Source organism: Rossellomorea oryzaecorticis (assembly GCF_045897515.1).
GTDB classification, from domain to species: domain Bacteria; phylum Bacillota; class Bacilli; order Bacillales; family Bacillaceae_B; genus Rossellomorea; species Rossellomorea enclensis.
The window spans coordinates 1-18,469 of the sequence record NZ_JBJOSA010000037.1; the positions used below are offsets into that span (position 1 = coordinate 1).

Genomic DNA, 18,469 nt, shown 5'->3' on the forward strand with positions numbered 1-18,469 from the left:
TGAAACCGCCGTATACGGAACCGTACGTACGGTGGTGTGAGAGGTCGGGGGTTAGTCACCCCCTCCTACTCGATTGTGGATAAAAAACTGAATCTTCCCAAAATTATTTCTTTTTGTGTCATTGAAGGATAAAATAAAGATAGAAACCAAAACAAAAGGGGGAATTGAAGTATGAAGATAAACGATTGCACAGCCTTGATATCAGGAGGTGCTTCCGGATTGGGGGAAGCGACTGTTAGGAGGATTGTTGAAAAAGGGGGGAAAGCTTTTATTCTTGACCTCGATGAAGGGAAGGGAATGAAACTTCAGGAGGAAATGGCCGGGAGCGTGGTGTTTCAGAAAGCAGATGTGACCAGTGAAGAAGAGGTTGCCTCAGCGATTCAACGTGCAGTCGATACTTACCAAAGCATCAATATGGTTGTAAACTGTGCGGGGATCGCCCCGCCTTCAAAGGTGGCCGGGAGAAAGGGCGTCCATTCGCTTGCACAGTTTTCTAAAGTGATTGAGATCAATTTAATCGGCACATTCAATGTCTTGCGTCTGGCGGCTCAAAGGATGCAGGAGAATGAAGAAAATGAGCTGGGTGAAAAGGGAGTCATAATAAATACTGCTTCTGTTGCAGCTTTTGATGGACAAATCGGCCAGGCGGCTTACAGTGCATCAAAGGCCGGTGTAGCAGGGATGACGCTTCCCATTGCAAGAGAGCTTGCAAGGGATGGGATCAGGGTGATGACGATTGCTCCGGGCCTCTTCCATACCCCTATGTTCGACTCCTTGCCTGAAGAGGCACGAAACACATTGGGTGAATCAGTCCCTTTTCCCAAAAGGCTCGGAAACCCTTCAGAATACGCACAGCTTGTGGAAGCGATCGTGGAGAATCCGATGCTTAATGGGGAGACGATCAGATTGGATGGAGCCATTCGCATGCAACCCAAATAACCATTTTATCAGCAGGTACTGAATGGAAAGTCATTCAGTTTACATATGCGATTGAAGGGGGAGGAAAACATGAATCACCCATATATGACAGAAGACCATGAGATATTCAGATCATCTCTTCGTAAATTCTTGCAGAAAGAAGCTTATCCTCATTACCAACAGTGGGAGGAGGACAGGCTGGTCCCGAGGTCTTTTTGGAAGCAGATGGGGGACCAGGGGTTTCTATGTCCGGATGTGGATGAAGAATACGGCGGTAGCGGTGTGGATTGGGGCTTCTCTGTCATCATCAATGAAGAATTGGAGCGGGTTGGCTCCGGTTTGATCGGGATAGGACTGCACAATGATATTGTCGTCCCCTATATCAGTGAATATGGTACTGCAGCACAAAAGAAACGATGGCTTCCCTCTTGTACAAGTGGTGATATGATAACGGCAATCGCGATGACTGAACCTGGTGCGGGCTCCGATTTGGCGGGGATCAAAACGACAGCCCGGCTGACAGGTGATCATTACATTGTAAACGGTCAAAAAACTTTTATTACAAACGGTATCCAATCCGACCTTGTTATCATTGCATGTAAAACGGATACCGGAGCTGTCCCCCCTCATAAAGGAATCAGTCTCCTGGCTGTGGAAAGGGATGCAGAGGGTTTTTCCAGGGGGCGGAAGCTTGAGAAAGTCGGACTTCACTGTCAGGATACTGCTGAACTTATTTTTGAAGACTGCATAGTGCCAAAACAAAATCTTATCGGTGAAGAGGGGAAAGGGTTCCACTATCTTATGAAGAAGCTGCAGCAGGAACGACTTGTGGTAGCTATTGCTGCCCAAGTTTCGTCTGAGCATATGTTTGCCCTTACCTTGGATTATATAAAAAGCCGGCAGGCATTTGGCAATTCAATCAGTCAATTTCAGCATATCCAATTCAAAATGGCGGATATGGCTGCCGATATCGAGATGGGAAGAGCTTTTCTGGACGGGCTGATTGCAGAACATATGAGAGGGATTGACGTGAACGCTAAAGTTTCCATGGCAAAATTGAAACTTACTGAAATGTCCAGAAGGATTGCAGCAGAATGCATGCAGCTCCACGGTGGATATGGATATATGGAAGAGTATGAAATTGCAAGAAGATACAGGGATGTTCCGGTTGCCAGTATTTATGCAGGAACAAATGAAATTATGAAGGTGATCATTGCGAAGAATTTAGGCCTTTAAAGGAGGATGTTTATGAGGGAAGCAGTTATTGTTGAGGGAATCAGGTCGGCTGTCGGAAGGAGAAACGGTGCATTAAAGAACATGAGACCGGATGATCTGGCAGGTGAAATCCTTAAAGGGTTAATGAAAAAATCCGGCATTGATCCTAAATATGTGGATGATGTCATTCTCGGTTGTGTCACCCAATCAGGAGAGCAGGCTGGTGACATTGCAAGAGTTGCAGCCTTGATAGCCGGGTTTCCTATCGAGGTGCCCGGCACAACCATCGACCGTCAATGCGGGTCAGGACAGCAATCTGTACATTTTGCTGCACAAGCTATCCTCTCCGGGGATATGGATATCGTCATTGCAGGCGGTGTGGAAAATATGTCGAAAGTGCCCATCGCATCCAACTATGGAAAAGCGGGTTTCAGTGAAAAATTAAAACAACAGCATGAAATCATTCACCAGGGACTATCTGCAGAACGAATAGCAGAAAAATACGCGTTCAGTCGAAAAGAACTCGACCGGTTTGCATACGAAAGTCATCAAAAAGCAATTAACGCCCAAAGTGAAAATCGTTTTAAAGATGAAATCATGCCGATTGAGGTGCAATCCGAGAAAGGAGATACGTTCTTTTTCCATAAAGATGAAGGGCCGAGGCAGGAGACTACAATTGATATCCTTTCAACATTGAAGCCCGCCTTCAAGGAAGACGGGATCATCCATGCTGGCAACTCGAGCCAAATAAGCGACGGAGCGGCAGCACTCCTGCTTATGAGTAAAGAAAAAGCAGATGAACTTGGCGTGAAAGCCAGATTCAAAGTCCACACCCGTGTCGTTACGGGTTCTGATCCCACTTTAATGTTGACCGGCCCCATACCGGCTACTAAGAAAGCTTTGGATAAATCAGGATTAACGTTAAGCGATATTGATGTATTTGAAGTGAATGAAGCATTCGCACCTGTTGCCCTTGCATGGTTGAAAGAGTTGAACGCCGACCCATCGAAGCTGAACCCGAATGGCGGTGCGATCGCCCTGGGTCATCCACTTGGTGCAAGTGGTGCACGCATCATGATTACGCTGATGCATGAGCTCGAAAGGACAGGTGGGCGCTTCGGCCTGCAGACAATGTGCGAAGGGCATGGAATGGCCAATGCCACGATTATTGAACGACTTGACTAATAGATAAGTATAAAATCCCAATTTTAAGAAAAGTGGACCGAATTGAGGTTCGCTTTTTTATTTAGCTGAACGGTCCATTCTTCTCTGAATGGGAAATTATACACATGGAAAGAATGAGACTATGAATAAAAAAATCAACGTAATGAAAAGTTTTTTTATGAAATTTTAGCATGAAAATTTATTTCGTATTATAATAGTTACGGTGAAAAAAGTTTTTTTAGCAAGGAAAGGAAGGATAATATGGCTAAACAACAAATTGGTGTTGTTGGTGTCGGAGTTATGGGGAAAAGCCTTGCTCTGAATTTTGAAAGCAGAGGATACTCAGTCGCCATTTATGATGTTACCGAGGAAAAAGTAAATGAAATCCTCGAAGAACATAGCGATAAACAATTGACAGGTACAAGCAGTGTAGAAGCTTTTACAGAGTCCCTGGAAAAGCCGAGAAAGATCGTAATGATGGTTCCGGCAGGTGAGATAACGGATAAAGCAATCGATTCCCTGCTGCCCCATCTGGATAAAGGAGATATTCTGATGGATGGCGGGAATACGTACTTTGAAGATACGATCCGCCGCAATAAAGCCCTTGATGAAAAAGGGATCAATTTCATCGGAGCGGGAGTTTCAGGCGGAGAGGAAGGAGCGCTTTACGGCCCTGCTATTATGCCAAGCGGACAGAAAGAGGCATATGACCTCTTTGAACCTTTCCTTACCGCCATTTCAGCAAAGTTAAATGGTGAAGCCTGCAGTACATATATCGGGCCGGATGGATCCGGACATTATGTAAAAATGGTTCATAACGGCATAGAATACAGCGATATGCAGCTTATTTGTGAAGCGTATTACTTAATGAAAAATGTTCTTGGCCTGGATGCACAAGAACTGCATGAGATCTTTAAAGAGTGGAATGAAGGAGAACTGGACAGCTACTTGATTGAGATAACGGCTGATATCTTCACCAAAATCGATGAAGAAACGGGTAAACCGCTGGTTGAGGTCATCCTTGACACCGCTGGCCAAAAGGGAACAGGTAAATGGACCAGTATTTCTGCACTGGACCTTGGCGTGCCTCTTTCAATCATTACGGAATCCGTATTCGCCCGCTTTATTTCAGCCATGAAAGAAGAACGGGTGAAGGCAAGCAAGATACTTAAAGGGCCGGAAAACAGCAAATTCAACGGTAACAAGGAAGAATTCATCGAGAAAATCCGAAAAGCCCTTTACCTAAGTAAGATTTGTTCGTATGCCCAAGGCTTTGCACAATTACAGTCAGCATCCAAGGAGTATAATTGGAACCTTAAGCCGGGGGAGATTGCCATGATCTTCAGAGGGGGATGTATCATCCGTGCAGGTTTCCTGCAGGAAATAAAGAAGGCTTATGACCGTGAGCCCGAATTAACAAACCTGCTGCTGGATCCTTATTTCAAGGAGATTGTGGAAAATTACCAGGAAGATGCGCGTGAAGTAGCAGCAACTGCCATTAAATTGGGGATTCCCGTCCCGGGACTCGCCAGTGCGATTGCTTATTTTGACAGCTATCGTGCGGAATCGCTTCCAGCTAATCTGCTGCAGGCTCAGCGAGATTACTTCGGGGCTCATACCTATCAGAGGGTTGATAAGGAAGGCACATTCCATACGGATTGGTTAAAAAAATAGTCCCATGACCATAAAAGCCGCGGTACAATCATGGTTGTACCGCGGCTTCTTTATGTTTATAGAAAAATCCCTGAAATTGTAAAATGGATATTTCCGTCCGTTTACTCTTCGCTTGAAGAATCATCTTTTGTATGGTGTTTCTTTTTTTCTTCCCGCTGTTCTTTCTTTAAGTCTTCAAGCGGGATCGGGTCTACATTTTGTTCACTTTCATGCTGGTCGAGAATGCCTTCTTCGTCTTTGTTCACTTGTTCGGGATGATCATTTGATCTCTTGTTCATGGTTTCATCTCCTTTGTTTTTTAAATCCGCTGTTGATTTCCGTGCAAGACTTCGCTTTCCGCGGGCGGCCGGTGAGCATCCCTTGACAATTGGGGTAACTGTCTAGCTGCAGGGCTTAGAGGCACTTGTCATAAGTCAAACCGGCCAAGAAGGCAAAGAACGCCTTCCAGGCCGATTCGCCTTATGCCACAAACCTCTATTCAAAGCCCTTCCGCTTTTCGGATAGGATTCTTCGTCTTGCACTCCAATCAACAGCTGGAAATACTTTAATAATAAGCTTGAACGGTGTCGTATAATGGTATGATAAACTTTACCCAACTGAATGAAGAAAAAACGTGATAAATAAAAAAGAACAAACCCGCTTTTGGGTTTGTTCTGATAGGATATTATATTTTAACGTCAACTTTGGCGTTTTTCTTCAGGTCTTCTACGTGTTGAACGAGTTTTTCCTGTTTCTTTTGCTGTTCGAGCTGCTGTTTGATTTGCGGCTTGACTTCCTCAAATTTTGGTGCTTTTTGATCTTTGCCTTGCTGGCTAGCGAACTGATCATAGAATTTCTTCATTTCATCTTCAGTCACTTCATCGACTTTTATTTCTTTTTCCACGTAGTTGGTGTATTTGATGTTTTCAGCAACCTGGGTTCTTAATTCTTTCATTGAGAAGCCAGCTTCTTTCATTGCCTTTTCAAATTCTTTTTCGTCCTTGTACTGCTTTTTAACCTGATCAAGCTGTTTGTCTATTTCTTCTTCACTTGCTTTGTACCCTTTCTTGTCAGCTTGCTGCATGAGAAGGGTTTGACCTACAAGACTGTCGATTGTTTGTTTCTTGATTTGTTTGGAAGCTTCTTTAGTGGTTGGGTCTTGTCCCATTTGCTGTAATTGCATTTGAGAGGAAGTAAGAATGTTATTGTAATCCTCACCCTTGAGTTCCTCGTCATTCACGACGGCAACGACCTTGTCTTTGTCCACTTTTTGTTTATCCATTTTCTTTTGCATTTCTTCCATTTGTTTGGCTTGCTCTTGTTGATCCTTGCTTTTTTCTTCGGTTTTTGGTTTATCCTCAGACTGCTTCGCTTTATCTCCATTCCCACAGGCAGCCAAAGCAATCGCCATAATTGTTATCAATAAAGCACTCATTAACTTCTTCATATTATTTTTCTCCTTTCAAAAGAGGGGATTTAAAAAAATCACTTAATGCGCATTTTATATGATTACTTAGTAAAAATAAACCTTTTTGTCTGATTTAATCACTTTGTAACAACCATGAAATACAAGATTTTGTTAGTTTTAACTGGCGCTTAAAGCTTTATTCAGCCGGTCATGAAAAAAAGAGGCTGCTTACGATGGGAGATCCCGTGTAAGCAGCCCGTCAAATATTGGGGACCAAAGAATACTGTCAAACAACCTTCTAATAGGATTATAGGATTTATAAGCAAGTTGCTCAAACGACAAATACTGATGTAATCTGGCTTTACCATACATATTAGCTCTCAATTCTGGGGTGTTCGTGCATTTTTAAAGAAAAAGATAATTATAAGCATATTTGATTTATACCTCATCTAAATTGAAAAAGAGTTCCGATTCCTTCTTGAAAAATCTATTCAATTAAATTATGATGATTAAGAACACAATACTTTGTGTTTTGATTAATTAAAATAACTATATATTGATTAATTCAATGAAATCTGTAAATACGGTGTCTATGAAGACTTAATAGGGAATCTGGTGTAAATCCAGAACTGTCCCCGCAACTGTAAGTGATGACGAACTAAGGAATGTCCACTATCTATATAAGATGGGAAGGCCTTATAGTAGGATGAAGCACGAGTCAGGAGACCTGCCGTATTTATCACGTACGATCTTCTTCGGGAATTGGGAGGATATGCGAGGATAGAATAATAGAGTTTATACATATGTCTGTTATTTCATATCATCGCTATATTCAGGGCCCGTCCAATAGAGGACGGGCCTTTTTATTTTCTCTTACGAAGGCGTATTGTACGGATGGATTAATCAGATACGGGAGGAAAGATTAACATGACTATGATCCAAACAGCAAAAACAACAACAGCCGAGAAACTCTGCCGCAAGCTGCAAGAAGAGTTCCCGCAGCTGGATTTGACAGATTTTCACGAGAAAATAAATGGACTTCTCCAGGTGAAAATGGGACTCTCGGATGATCAACTCTATCATCAATCAATCTTGTCGGCTGTTGAAAGGATATCTGATGAAGCACCGGACTGGACGTATGCGGCTGCTTATCTTTATTTAGAAAAACTCTATCTTGCCAGCAGCCGGTCAAGAGGGCTGGATCCCGCAAAACCTTATCGTTCGTTTTTTGACTTGATTCAAGAGCTTATCGATCAAAAACTATACGACCCCCGCCTGCTGGAGGCGTACAGCCGGGATGAGATCAAGCAGCTGGAGTCATTATTGGATCCCTCGAAAGACAAGCTGTTTACCTATATCGGCATTGTTACCCTTGCAGAGCGTTACTTGACGAAATCTCATGACGGAAGGGTTTACGAACTTCCCCAAGAGAGATTTATGATTATTGCCATGACCCTTTTGATGGATGAGGCTAAAGGAAAGCGGTTTTCACTGATAAAAGAGGCGTATTGGGCACTTTCCAATCTGTATATGACCGTCGCCACACCTACTTTGGCAAATGCGGGTAAAAGTTACGGTCAGCTTTCCAGCTGTTTCATTGATACGGTGGAGGATGATTTGAGAAGTATCTTTGACAGTAACACGGATGTGTCGACTCTCAGTAAAAATGGAGGGGGTCTTGGCATCTACTTAGGGAAAGTCCGCAGCAGGGGCAGTGATATCAAAGGATTTAAAGGTGTGAGCTCGGGAGTCATTCCCTGGATGAAGCAGCTTAACAATACTGCCGTTTCAGTCGATCAGCTCGGTCAGCGCCAGGGAGCGATTGCCGTCTATCTCGATGTGTGGCACAAGGACATTCATTCTTTCCTCGACGTTCGGTTGAACAATGGAGATGAGCGGCAGCGTACACATGATTTGTTTACCGGCGTCTGCCTGCCGGATCTATTTATGGAAGCTGTGGAAAACCGTGACGAATGGCATCTCTTCGACCCCCATGAGGTAAGGAGTGTCATGGGGTTCAGTCTGGAAGACTACTATGATGAAAGAAAAGGGGAAGGGTCTTTCAGGGAGAAGTACATGGAATGTGTGGAGCATTCGGGACTGTCTAAAAGAACAGTTCCTGCAATTGACATTTTTAAGCGGATCATGATTTCCCAGCTGGAAACAGGCACACCTTTCATGTTCTACCGTGATTCCGTTAACCGCCAGAATGCCAATAACCATAAAGGGATGATATACTGCAGCAATCTCTGTACCGAGATCACCCAGAATATGAGCCCTTCTTATATAGAGGAAGAAAGGGTAGAAGACGGAAGGATCATTACATATAAACATCCCGGTGATTATGTTGTATGTAATCTTGCATCCCTTTCACTGGCTAAAGTTGTCAGGGACAATGTGCTGGCAAGAACCATCAAGACAGCCGTAAGGCTCCTTGATAATGTCATCGACCTTAATGAAATCCCGGTGCTGCAAGCACAGTTGACTAACAAGCGTTACAGAGGGATAGGCCTTGGGACGTTTGGCTGGCATCATTTATTAGCCATAAAGGGAATTCGCTGGGAAAGCGATGAAGCAGCGTCTTACTGTGATTCCCTCTATGAAGAGATTGCTTATCACACGATTGAGGCAAGCATCGACCTTGCCAAGGAAAAAGGCGCATATCCTTACTTCCCGGGTTCAGAGTGGGAGAATGGCCTTTATTTTGATAAAAGGGGCTATTGTGATACTCATTGGGACTCATTAAGGAAGAAAGCAGCTGCAACCGGAGTGCGCAACGGGTACCTTATGGCAGTGGCGCCTAACTCGTCCACTTCACTGATCGCCGGATCCACCGCGAGTATAGATCCTTTATTCAGACAGCTCTATTCTGAAGAGAAAAAGGATTATAAAATCCCGGTGACAGCACCGGACCTTTCAGCCGAAACGAAATGGTATTACAAAACGGCTTATTATATTGATCAGCATTGGAGTATAAAACAAAACAGCAAAAGACAGAGGCATATCGACCAGAGTATCTCATTCAATCTCTATGTAAGAAACGACATCAAAGCGAAAGACCTTTTGCTCCTTCATCTTGATGCCTGGAAATCGGGATTGAAGACTACTTATTATGTAAGATCCACATCAGGCTCTGTTCTTGAAGAATGTGAAAGCTGCCACAGTTAAAAAAGGAGGATTTGAAAATGACCATACTGAAAAAAAGAGAACTGCTTGATTCGGAGTCGCCAAATAAATCTACCTCCATCATTAATGGGCGGAGCTCAAATGTCTTAAACTGGGATGATGTGCGATTTTCATGGGCATATCCAAAATATAAAAGAATGCTGGGGAACTTCTGGACTCCCTTTGAAATTAATATGAGCAAGGATATCAATCAATTCGAAACACTCTCACTGAAAGAACAGGATACTTTTCTTAAAGTCATCGGTTTATTGGCGCTCCTTGATAGTGTGCAGACTGACTATGCCGGAAAAGTAGCCGACTTCTTGACGGATTCCAGTTTGAATGCGCTGATGATCATCCTTGCACAGCAGGAAGTCATTCATAATCATTCATACAGTTATGTGCTCTCGAGTATAGTGCCAAAGCAGAAACAGGACGAAGTATTCAATTACTGGAAAACGGAGCCAGTCCTAAAGGAGAGGAACGCGTTCGTTGTGAATGGATATAAGGATTTTGCTAAAGCACCAACTATTGAGAATCTGTTAAAATCGATCATTTATGATGTCATCTTGGAAGGGTTGTTTTTTTACAGCGGGTTTGCGTTCTTTTATAACCTTGCCAGAAATCAAAAAATGGTTGCCACGAGTACGATGATCAATTATATCAATCGTGATGAACAGCTTCATGTCGGCTTGTTCGAAAAGATCTTCAAAGAAATACTGGTGGAATATCCATCTTATCAAACGGGTGAATTGATGGAATTTGGCCGGAAGACATTCTTGAAAGCTGCGAATTTGGAAATCGAATGGGCCCGGGAAATCATCGGGGATGAAATTGACGGGCTGCTGATGACCGAACTTGAGAGCTATATAAAATTCATGGCCAACAAGAGGGCGAAGCAGCTCGGATTTGAACCCCCTTTTGAAGGATATCAGACGAATCCATTAAAGTGGATCATAGCATACCAGGAAGTGGACCTCGGTAAAACGGATTTCTTTGAGCAGAAATCCAGGCAGTATACAAAAACCACCGATGTGAATGGATTTGATGACTTGTAAAGCACGTTAGTAAACTTTTTCCATTCAGCTCTCTCTATTAAGTTTAAGCATCTCTTTAACGGGAATATAGAAACTACAGTAAAGAGAGGAGAGATTTAACAAATGGCAAATCAATCTACAGACAAAATGGAAAACAAAGTAGACAACACATTGTCACGTATGTCAGAAGATAAAAAAGAGGATATTCTATCAAACTTTGACCACTTCAAAGAATACTTAGGCAGTAAAGTGTCACTTGCGGACAAGCTGGGGATGAATGAGGAACAGCAGGCGAAAGCTGCCCAGAAAGTCGGGGATTATCTTGCTGCTCATGAAGAACCTAAAAACAGGGAAGAAAAGCTTCTCTATGAATTGTGGAAAGCAGGCAATGAAGACGAGCAGCATATGCTTTCCCATATGCTTGTGAAACTTGTACATTCCGAATCTTAAACATAAAAAAGGCGCTTCTCAGTTGAAGCGCCTTGATTTATGGGTGAAATATAATGTCCTCGAGAACTCGGGCAGGATGCTTCCAGAATGAATTCAATCCTGAATCATGACCGTTTCATCGAGTTCAATGGCTACATTCCCTTTGACAGCCCGTGAAATCATACAAGACTGCTCTGCTTTAACCGCTAATTTTGTTGCGGCAGCCAGTTCTTTTTCCGTACACCCTTTGGATAGGACAAGTATCGGGCGATGAATGATTTTCTTATAGGTGATGACACCTTTTTCAACCTTCACGATTCCTTCAGATTCCATCGTTAAAGAGGCTTTCGGTATCCTGCTTCTTTCAAGCATCGCTGCCAACGTGATGATATAGCAGGTTGCTGCCGCACCAAGAAGCATCTCATCAGGATTTGTGCCTGTTCCGGGACCATCCATTTCAGGAGGGATGGAGATTTCAGTGTTAAGGGTGGTGGAGGTCAGTGTCCCGACGTCATTTCTCAGGCCCGGCCAATCTGTCTTGATGTAGAAAGAATGAATATTCATTTGACCTTACTCCTTTTTAATCTATTATAAGACAAGGATACTCTACTGCATGGAGATTCAACAAGAAAAACGGACTCCATTTTCATGAGGAGTACGTTATAAGCTGGTCCTGACGTTCCAGAGCTCAGGGAAGAATTGATGATCAAGGACCTTCTTCAGATAACTTACCCCGCTTGAGCCGCCGGTCCCTTTTTTATGGCCTATTATTCGTTCCACTGTTTTCATATGACGGAATCGCCACTGCTGCAGCCAATCTTCCAAGTCGATCAATTTTTCCGCCAGTTCATATAAATCCCAATATTTATCAGTGCTGCGGTATACTTCCGTCCAGGCTGCCAATACAGAATCATTCTCTTTATATGGTTTAGTAAAGTCCCTATGTAAAACATCTTCATTAATAGGGAAGCCTGCTTTTGAAAGAGCGTGTATGGATACATCGTACAACGAAGGGGATTTGTATGCTTCTTGCAGATGTGTTAATAATCCAGGATCTTTTTCATAAATCTTTAGCACATGAGGAGTTTTATACCCCAAGGCAAATTCAATCATCCGATACTGATAGGATTGAAATCCTGAAGCCTGTCCCAAGTCATCCCTGAATTGAATGTATTCAGAAGGGGTGAGGGTCGACAATACATCCCACGCATGGATGATCTGCGACTGTATTTTCGATACGCGGGACAGCATTTTGAATGCTGGAGAAAGTTCACCTGCTTCAATGGATGCGATGCTTGTTTTCAGTTCATGCAGGATCAACTTCATCCATAATTCACTGACCTGATGAATGATAATGAACAGCATTTCATCATGGTGGCCGGATAATCGCTTCTGGCTGGATAGCAATGTGTCCAGGTGCAGGTAATCTCCATAGGTCATGTTATTGATGAAATCGGTATGAACACCTTCATTTCCTACAGAATTCGTTTGTTCTTCCTTCTTTGACACGGTCATCTTCCTTTCGAAATAGCCTTAGTTAGTATGTGGAAGCGCTTACTATTAAAACTTCTAGATAATCAAGAGAAATCCTTTTTTCAGATGTAATTGAAGCAGCTTGGGAAGCTTGCCTCACCGATATTCAAAACACTTACATGATTGAAATCCTGAACTTGGGGAAAATAGTAGTATCCTTTGTGAAGGAGAATAGAATGATGAAGCTATTGCATTACCCAAAAGAGGTGCTGGTACGCTTCTTTAGAGAGCGTTTCTTTGATCAATCAGCCCAGCTGGCTTACTATTTGCTATTATCTATTTTTCCATTTTTAATTTTTGTGTTTTCGTTAATCAGTTATCTGCCTATATCTGAGACGAACGTACTGCTTTTAATCAAGCCGTTCGCACCGGAGAAATCGTATGCTATCATTCAGGACAATATTGAACGGATCCTCTATAATCAGAGGGGTGACGTGTTATCGATTTCGATCCTTTTCACTTTCTGGCTGGCTTCCATGGCCGTCCAGTCCATGGTCCGGTCATTAAATCAGGCGTATAAGATAGAGAGAACGAAACCTTTCCTCGTCGCTTTACTTTACGATTTATTTTTGACGATGGGATTCATGGTTCTAATTGCTTTTTCCCTGGTCGTCCCGGTCGTTGAAGAATACATACGGCATGCCAGGTTTGTAAGCGGAAAGCTTGAAGGGGAATGGAGCGAAGCATGGGTGATCGGAAAATGGGGTTTGAGCTCGATTTTTATGCTTGTCCTTTTCATTTTTCTTTATCTGGTGGTACCCAGCAGGAGAATTTCGTTTTTACATGTACTTCCGGGAGCCCTTTTGGCCACTTTTGGATGGCAGGGGGTATCATGGTTATATGGGACATACGTAAAACTGAACGATTATACTCAATTTTACGGTCAGCTTGGGAGTGTGATCACGTTAGTGGTTTGGTTTTACATTTCGTCCGCAATCTTATTGATTGGCGGACTATTGAATGGCAGTATCGCTGAAAGAAGCGGCATAAATAAATGACCTGGAGATTCCGATCTCCAGGTCATTCCTTTTAGCGCACAGTGTTTTCTTCTCTCATCATGGAAACTAGTTTTTTTGAAATAGCCAGAAGGATCAGTCCCAATATGATTGCAACTGCACCGATAGTAGCGAAGATTTCCAGATAGCCGAGAGTCGCTGTTAAGGATGCAAGTTGTCCGGCCAGCAGGCTTGCCACCCCGATTGCGGCCATCCATACTCCCATCAAGAGGGAAGCGATTTTTACCGGGGCGACCTTGCTTACCAGTGAAAGTCCCACCGGTGACAGGAACAGCTCCCCCAGTGTATGAAATAAATAGGTAAAAATAATGAACATGATATTAGCACGGCTGACGATGTTTTGTTCGTCGGACCCTGTCTGCATGACTGCAGGTATCAGAATCATGAACCCAAGTCCAAGAAGAATCATCCCAAAGCCCATCTTCGTGGTCATGTTCAGGTCCCCGCGTTTTGATTGGGAAAGCCTTAACCATACCCCGGAAAGGATGGGCGCAAGAATGATGATGAACAACGGGTTGACTGACTGAAACCATGCCACCGGAATTGTATAGCCGAAAATCTCCCGGTCGATGAAGTTTTTTGTATAAAGCGTGAATGAACTTCCTGCCTGCTCAAATCCAGCCCAGAAGAAGACGACGAAACATGCGAGTATCAAAATGGCCCTGGTTCGCTGCTTTTCTTTAACAGACAAGGGGGCATCGTGAATTTCGTTCGACTCTTCAGCCAACTGTTTATTCGGTTTCAATCCGATTGATCCAAGATATCTTTTACTTAGCAGGCTGAAGATCAATTGCCCTGTAATCATCCCCAGTGATGAAGCCAGGAATGCCCATTTAAAACCGTAATGCATCGTCCCGTCATTAAGAGGCCTCAAAAACAGGTCTTCAGCAAGGTAACCGGCAATCAACGGGGCAAAGAAAGCGCCCAGGTTTATTCCCATATAAAATATGGTAAATGCAGCATCTTTCCGCTTGTCATGCCTCGGATATATTTCTCCTACAAGGGTCGAGATATTGGGTTTGAAGAAGCCGTTCCCGAGTACCAGCAGTGCGAGCCCAACATATAGCCCAGTCTGCGAGTGGGTGAGGAATATGGTAAAGTCCCCGCAAGCCATTGTAATCCCGCCAATTGTGATGGCTCTCCTTAATCCGATATATCTATCTGTCAGCCAACCGCCCAAAATCGGGGTGAAATAAACCGATCCAGTGTAAATACCGTATATGGACAGAGCCTGAGCGGGCTCGACGCCAAGTCCGCCGCTTACAAATGCCGTTGTCAGATAGAGGACCAGCAATGCCCTCATACCATAATAACTGTATCTTTCCCAAAGTTCCGTAAAGAACAGCAGATATAATCCCTTGGGATGTTTCCTGCCTTGCGGCAAAGAATCAAGCGCTGAAGAATTCATCACAATTCACTCCAATCCTTAAAATACAAAATCCTAAATTATATCGTTTGTCTTTCTCAGTCAAAATATGTTCGGGACGGAACGTTTTTTTATATTCAGGCTCTTTTCGCATTGTTGCTTTACACATAAGAAAATACCGGAACTTGGGTATTTTCGGGTTTTCTGCCCGTCTCTTATTGAAGCTTGATATCGAAAAAAGCACGTCCACAATCTATATACAGGCTGGAAGCCTATTTACGGAAGGCAACAATCTTCTAGAAAACAGACTATATCAATAAGCATTATTTGTAGAAAAGTCAGAAAAGACGGTATAATGGTATAAGGTAAAACCTGTAATAATCAAGGGGGAATCATTTAGTGAGTACATATCCTGATACGAAGAAAACGATCCAATTAATTAAAGAACTGGTTGAAATCCCGAGCCCGTCAGGCAATACGGATAAAATCATGAATTTTGTGGAAGAACATCTTTCCGGCTTGGACATCGAGATGAAAAGGAACCGTAAAGGTGCACTCATCATTACAATCCCGGGAGAAAATACAGAAAGCCACCGCATGCTGACTGCCCACGTTGATGCACTCGGTGCGATGGTAAAGGAAATCAAAACTGACGGCCGGCTCCGTCTTTCAATGATTGGCGGATTCAGGTGGAATGCGGTCGAAGGAGAATACTGCCAGATTGAAACATCGAGCGGTAAGACATACAGCGGGACGATCCTTATGCATCAAACATCCGTCCATGTGTACAAAAATGCAGGAGAAGCAAAACGCGATGAAACGAATATCGAGGTCCGCATCGATGAAAAAGTCCGAAATGCCAATGAAGTAAGGGAGCTGGGCATAGAAGTGGGAGACTTTGTTTCATTTGATCCAAGGGCTGAAATAACAGACAGCGGCTTTATTAAATCACGTCATCTCGATGATAAAGCAAGTGTAGGCATGCTGCTGCAACTGATCAGGCAAATCATGAGTCAGGGAATAACGCTGCCGTATACAACCCATTTCCTTATTTCAAATAATGAAGAAATCGGATATGGGGGGAATTCAAACATTCCTCCGGAAACGATTGAATATCTAGCAGTCGATATGGGGGCAATCGGGGATGGACAATCCACCGATGAATATACAGTGTCGATCTGTGCAAAGGATTCAAGCGGCCCATATCATTATGGATTAAGAAAACATCTCGTGCAGCTGGCAGAGGAAAATGGCATTGATTATAAACTGGATATCTATCCTTACTATGGTTCGGATGCATCTGCTGCGATCAGGGCAGGCTTTGATATCGTGCACGGCCTCATCGGAGCTGGAATCGATGCCTCCCATGCCTATGAGCGCACTCACGAATCATCCATCCTTCACACCGAAAACCTTCTGTGGCACTACGTACAGTCTAAAATGGTCTTTGAATAAATTCGTTACAGGCCAAGCCTTCCTAAAGCATTCATTTGCACAGGAAGGCTTTTTGATTGTGATACTTAAAGAACTCACTAAGCAATAGAACTCTTTCCAGCTGTTTGATTGGAGTGCAAGACGTAGACTCCTGCGGGAAGAGTAGCTTATTAGAAAAGCGGAAGGGCTTCGCTCAGAGGCGGGGGGCATAAGACGAATTGGCCACGAAGGCGTTCTTTGCCTTCTTGGCCGGTTTGGCTTATGACCTGTGCCTCTAAGCCCTGCAGCTAGACATGTGAGACCCCGGAGGCGAAGCCGAGGAGGCTCACAGGCTACCCGCGGAAAGCGAAGTCTTGCACGGAAATCAAACAGCGGTATTAAAGCGGATTTTGTTTTAACCCTGACTACAAAGGGAAGAACTGAAATGGGTGTGAAAATGAACAGCAGTCAATTTAGGAGGTATTTCTCTTATCAAAGTCAGAATGATAAGGTAAAATAAATATAATATTATATTTTGAACAATTGTGAGGGAACAAACAATGAATACATACAACCTTTTAGAGAGCATCAAATTAAAAACTGTATATGGAGAATTGCCGTCAGAAGTCAAAGACATTTATGTCGACTCCAGAAAAGTGACGGCAGGAAGCGTATTTGTCTGCACAAGGGGCTACACCGTAGACGGTCATGATTTTGCCGGGAAAGCAGTGGAAAGCGGAGCAAAACTGATCATCGCCGAAAAGCAGCTTGATATCGATCTGGAAAAAGCTGCACTTGTCGTGGTGAAAGATTCCTTCAAGGCTTTGGCGCACATAGCGAATAAATACTATGATTATCCTTCGAAAAAATTAAATGTCTTTGGGGTAACCGGTACAAACGGGAAAACGACTGTTACGAATCTGATTTACTCAATCTTGAAGAGGGATCATCAAAAGGCGGCACTATCCGGAACGATCGGGTTTAATTTGGACGGTGAATTATTGCCCAGCGAGAATACGACATGCGACAATCTCACGAACCAACAAATGTTGGACACGGCAGCCGGAAAGGATATCCAGAACTTCATTCTTGAAGTTTCCTCGCACGGGTTAAGTCTTGGGAGATTATGGGGGATAGACTTTGATATTGTAGCATTTACGAACCTGAGCCATGACCATCTCGATTACCATGAAACAATGGAGCATTACGGTTATGCGAAAGGTTTATTATTTTCACAGCTGGGCAACGACATTGAGAACCCTAAACATGTGGTATTAAATGCCGACGATGAATGGTTTGAGCGATACAGCTATATGACGCCTCATGAAGTGATAAGTTACGGCCTGGAAGCAAACGCAGATTTCAGGGCAGAGGGCATCACGTATGATAACGACAAGACAACCTTTACACTGCATTCCCCTGATGGTTCTTTTGATGTGGAAATGAAGCTTCTTGGTAAATTCAATGTCTATAATATCCTTACGGCAATGGCTTGTCTGTATGCCCATGGAATGGAAGTAGAAAAATTGGTCGGCATCATCAGGGAATTGCCGCCTGTAAGCGGAAGAATGGAAAAAGTGGAGGTGGAAGCACCGTTATCGGTATATATCGATTATGCACACACCCCTGATGCAATTGAGAAAGCGATTGAATCAGTGCTCCCATTCAAGCAGAATAAAATCATTTTCCTCGTGGGTACGGGAGGGAACCGCGATAAGTCCAAACGGCCTACGATGGCAGAGAAAGCTTCGATGGCAGACTATGTCATCCTGACCACGGATGATCCACGCTACGAAGAATACGATAGTATTCTGGGAGATCTGGAAAAAGGAATGCAGCATGACCAATATGCCTTGATTGGTGATCGGGCGGAAGCCGTCAAGCATGCAATAGAAGTAAGTGAACCGGGGGATATCATCATCTTCGCAGGTAAAGGACACGAGGATTATCAAATTGTTGAGAACACAAAATATCCTCACAGTGATAAAAATATCGCAATCGGGCAAAGCAAAATAAAATACGCATCGGCACATTAAGTCTGAATAATAAAAGGAACCAGCTTTTGGTTCCTTTTATTTGTGTGTGCCAGGCATGCGCACAATCTACAGGGTTCAAGTCCCGAGCCGTGAAGGCAGTAGTAACGGTTAGCTGA

General features: G+C 43.5%; 15 protein-coding genes and 1 riboswitch. Of the genes, 10 read left to right on the forward strand and 5 right to left on the reverse strand.

What is annotated here, in order from left to right; translation table 11 throughout:
• Positions 1-171: 171 nt before the first annotated feature.
• From ACKA06_RS21375 to gndA, 4 genes are all read left to right on the forward strand, one after another.
• The gene (locus ACKA06_RS21375; protein WP_032089109.1) at positions 172-939 is read left to right on the forward strand and encodes a 3-hydroxyacyl-CoA dehydrogenase; all 768 of its coding nucleotides are present in this window, start codon (positions 172-174) and stop codon (positions 937-939) included.
• A 69-nt stretch (positions 940-1,008) separates the two neighbouring features.
• Positions 1,009-2,154, forward strand: a complete 1,146-nt coding sequence (locus ACKA06_RS21380; protein ID WP_032089108.1) for an acyl-CoA dehydrogenase family protein — start codon at positions 1,009-1,011, stop codon at positions 2,152-2,154.
• Positions 2,155-2,166: 12 nt separating this feature from the next.
• Complete coding sequence (locus tag ACKA06_RS21385; protein WP_411160608.1) at positions 2,167-3,318, forward strand: thiolase family protein; 1,152 nt, start codon at positions 2,167-2,169, stop codon at positions 3,316-3,318.
• Between the two features lie 240 nt (positions 3,319-3,558).
• On the forward strand, positions 3,559-4,971 hold the full coding sequence (gndA, locus tag ACKA06_RS21390) for an NADP-dependent phosphogluconate dehydrogenase (protein WP_411160609.1): 1,413 nt from the start codon (positions 3,559-3,561) through the stop codon (positions 4,969-4,971).
• A 101-nt stretch (positions 4,972-5,072) separates the two neighbouring features.
• Here gndA and ACKA06_RS21395 read toward each other — a convergent pair whose 3' ends face one another.
• Both ACKA06_RS21395 and ACKA06_RS21400 read right to left on the reverse strand, forming a co-directional pair.
• Positions 5,073-5,249 (reverse strand): hypothetical protein, encoded by a 177-nt coding sequence (locus ACKA06_RS21395; protein WP_169792808.1) that lies wholly within the window; start codon positions 5,247-5,249, stop codon positions 5,073-5,075.
• A 386-nt stretch (positions 5,250-5,635) separates the two neighbouring features.
• Positions 5,636-6,397 carry a SurA N-terminal domain-containing protein gene (locus ACKA06_RS21400; RefSeq protein ID WP_058298278.1) on the reverse strand — a complete coding sequence of 254 codons (762 nt, stop codon included), beginning with the start codon at positions 6,395-6,397 and terminating at the stop codon, positions 5,636-5,638.
• Positions 6,398-6,925: 528 nt separating this feature from the next.
• Positions 6,926-7,107, forward strand: a riboswitch (cobalamin riboswitch).
• 184 nt (positions 7,108-7,291) lie between these two features.
• Here ACKA06_RS21400 and ACKA06_RS21405 point away from each other — a divergent pair.
• The 3 genes from ACKA06_RS21405 to ACKA06_RS21415 all read left to right on the forward strand — a co-directional run bounded on the left by ACKA06_RS21405 (position 7,292) and on the right by ACKA06_RS21415 (position 11,010).
• Entirely contained in the window at positions 7,292-9,526 is a 2,235-nt protein-coding gene (locus tag ACKA06_RS21405; protein WP_214874191.1) for a ribonucleoside-diphosphate reductase subunit alpha, read from the forward strand.
• A gap of 17 nt (positions 9,527-9,543) precedes the next feature.
• Positions 9,544-10,581: a ribonucleotide-diphosphate reductase subunit beta gene (locus ACKA06_RS21410; protein WP_214873920.1), complete on the forward strand. Its 1,038-nt coding sequence runs from the start codon at positions 9,544-9,546 to the stop codon at positions 10,579-10,581.
• A gap of 102 nt (positions 10,582-10,683) precedes the next feature.
• Positions 10,684-11,010, forward strand: a complete 327-nt coding sequence (locus ACKA06_RS21415) for a DUF3243 domain-containing protein (protein ID WP_032089103.1) — start codon at positions 10,684-10,686, stop codon at positions 11,008-11,010.
• Positions 11,011-11,103: 93 nt separating this feature from the next.
• On the opposite strand, the gene ACKA06_RS21420 is transcribed toward ACKA06_RS21415, so the two are convergent.
• Positions 11,104-11,553, reverse strand: a complete 450-nt coding sequence (locus ACKA06_RS21420) for an OsmC family protein (protein WP_214873922.1) — start codon at positions 11,551-11,553, stop codon at positions 11,104-11,106.
• A gap of 96 nt (positions 11,554-11,649) precedes the next feature.
• Complete coding sequence (gene kynA / locus ACKA06_RS21425) at positions 11,650-12,498, reverse strand: tryptophan 2,3-dioxygenase (protein WP_318293673.1); 849 nt, start codon at positions 12,496-12,498, stop codon at positions 11,650-11,652.
• 200 nt (positions 12,499-12,698) lie between these two features.
• Here kynA and ACKA06_RS21430 point away from each other — a divergent pair, with 200 nt between their 5' ends.
• On the forward strand, positions 12,699-13,520 hold the full coding sequence (locus tag ACKA06_RS21430; protein ID WP_244888140.1) for a YihY/virulence factor BrkB family protein: 822 nt from the start codon (positions 12,699-12,701) through the stop codon (positions 13,518-13,520).
• A gap of 31 nt (positions 13,521-13,551) precedes the next feature.
• On the opposite strand, the gene ACKA06_RS21435 is transcribed toward ACKA06_RS21430, so the two are convergent.
• On the reverse strand, positions 13,552-14,946 hold the full coding sequence (locus ACKA06_RS21435) for a peptide MFS transporter (RefSeq protein WP_411160610.1): 1,395 nt from the start codon (positions 14,944-14,946) through the stop codon (positions 13,552-13,554).
• Positions 14,947-15,303: 357 nt separating this feature from the next.
• Between ACKA06_RS21435 and ACKA06_RS21440 the strand changes: the two genes are divergently transcribed.
• Both ACKA06_RS21440 and ACKA06_RS21445 read left to right on the forward strand, forming a co-directional pair.
• Positions 15,304-16,359, forward strand: a complete 1,056-nt coding sequence (locus tag ACKA06_RS21440) for a M42 family metallopeptidase (RefSeq protein ID WP_411160611.1) — start codon at positions 15,304-15,306, stop codon at positions 16,357-16,359.
• Positions 16,360-16,877: 518 nt separating this feature from the next.
• Positions 16,878-18,353 carry a UDP-N-acetylmuramoyl-L-alanyl-D-glutamate--2,6-diaminopimelate ligase gene (locus ACKA06_RS21445; RefSeq protein WP_064565131.1) on the forward strand — a complete coding sequence of 492 codons (1,476 nt, stop codon included), beginning with the start codon at positions 16,878-16,880 and terminating at the stop codon, positions 18,351-18,353.
• Positions 18,354-18,469 lie beyond the last annotated feature (116 nt).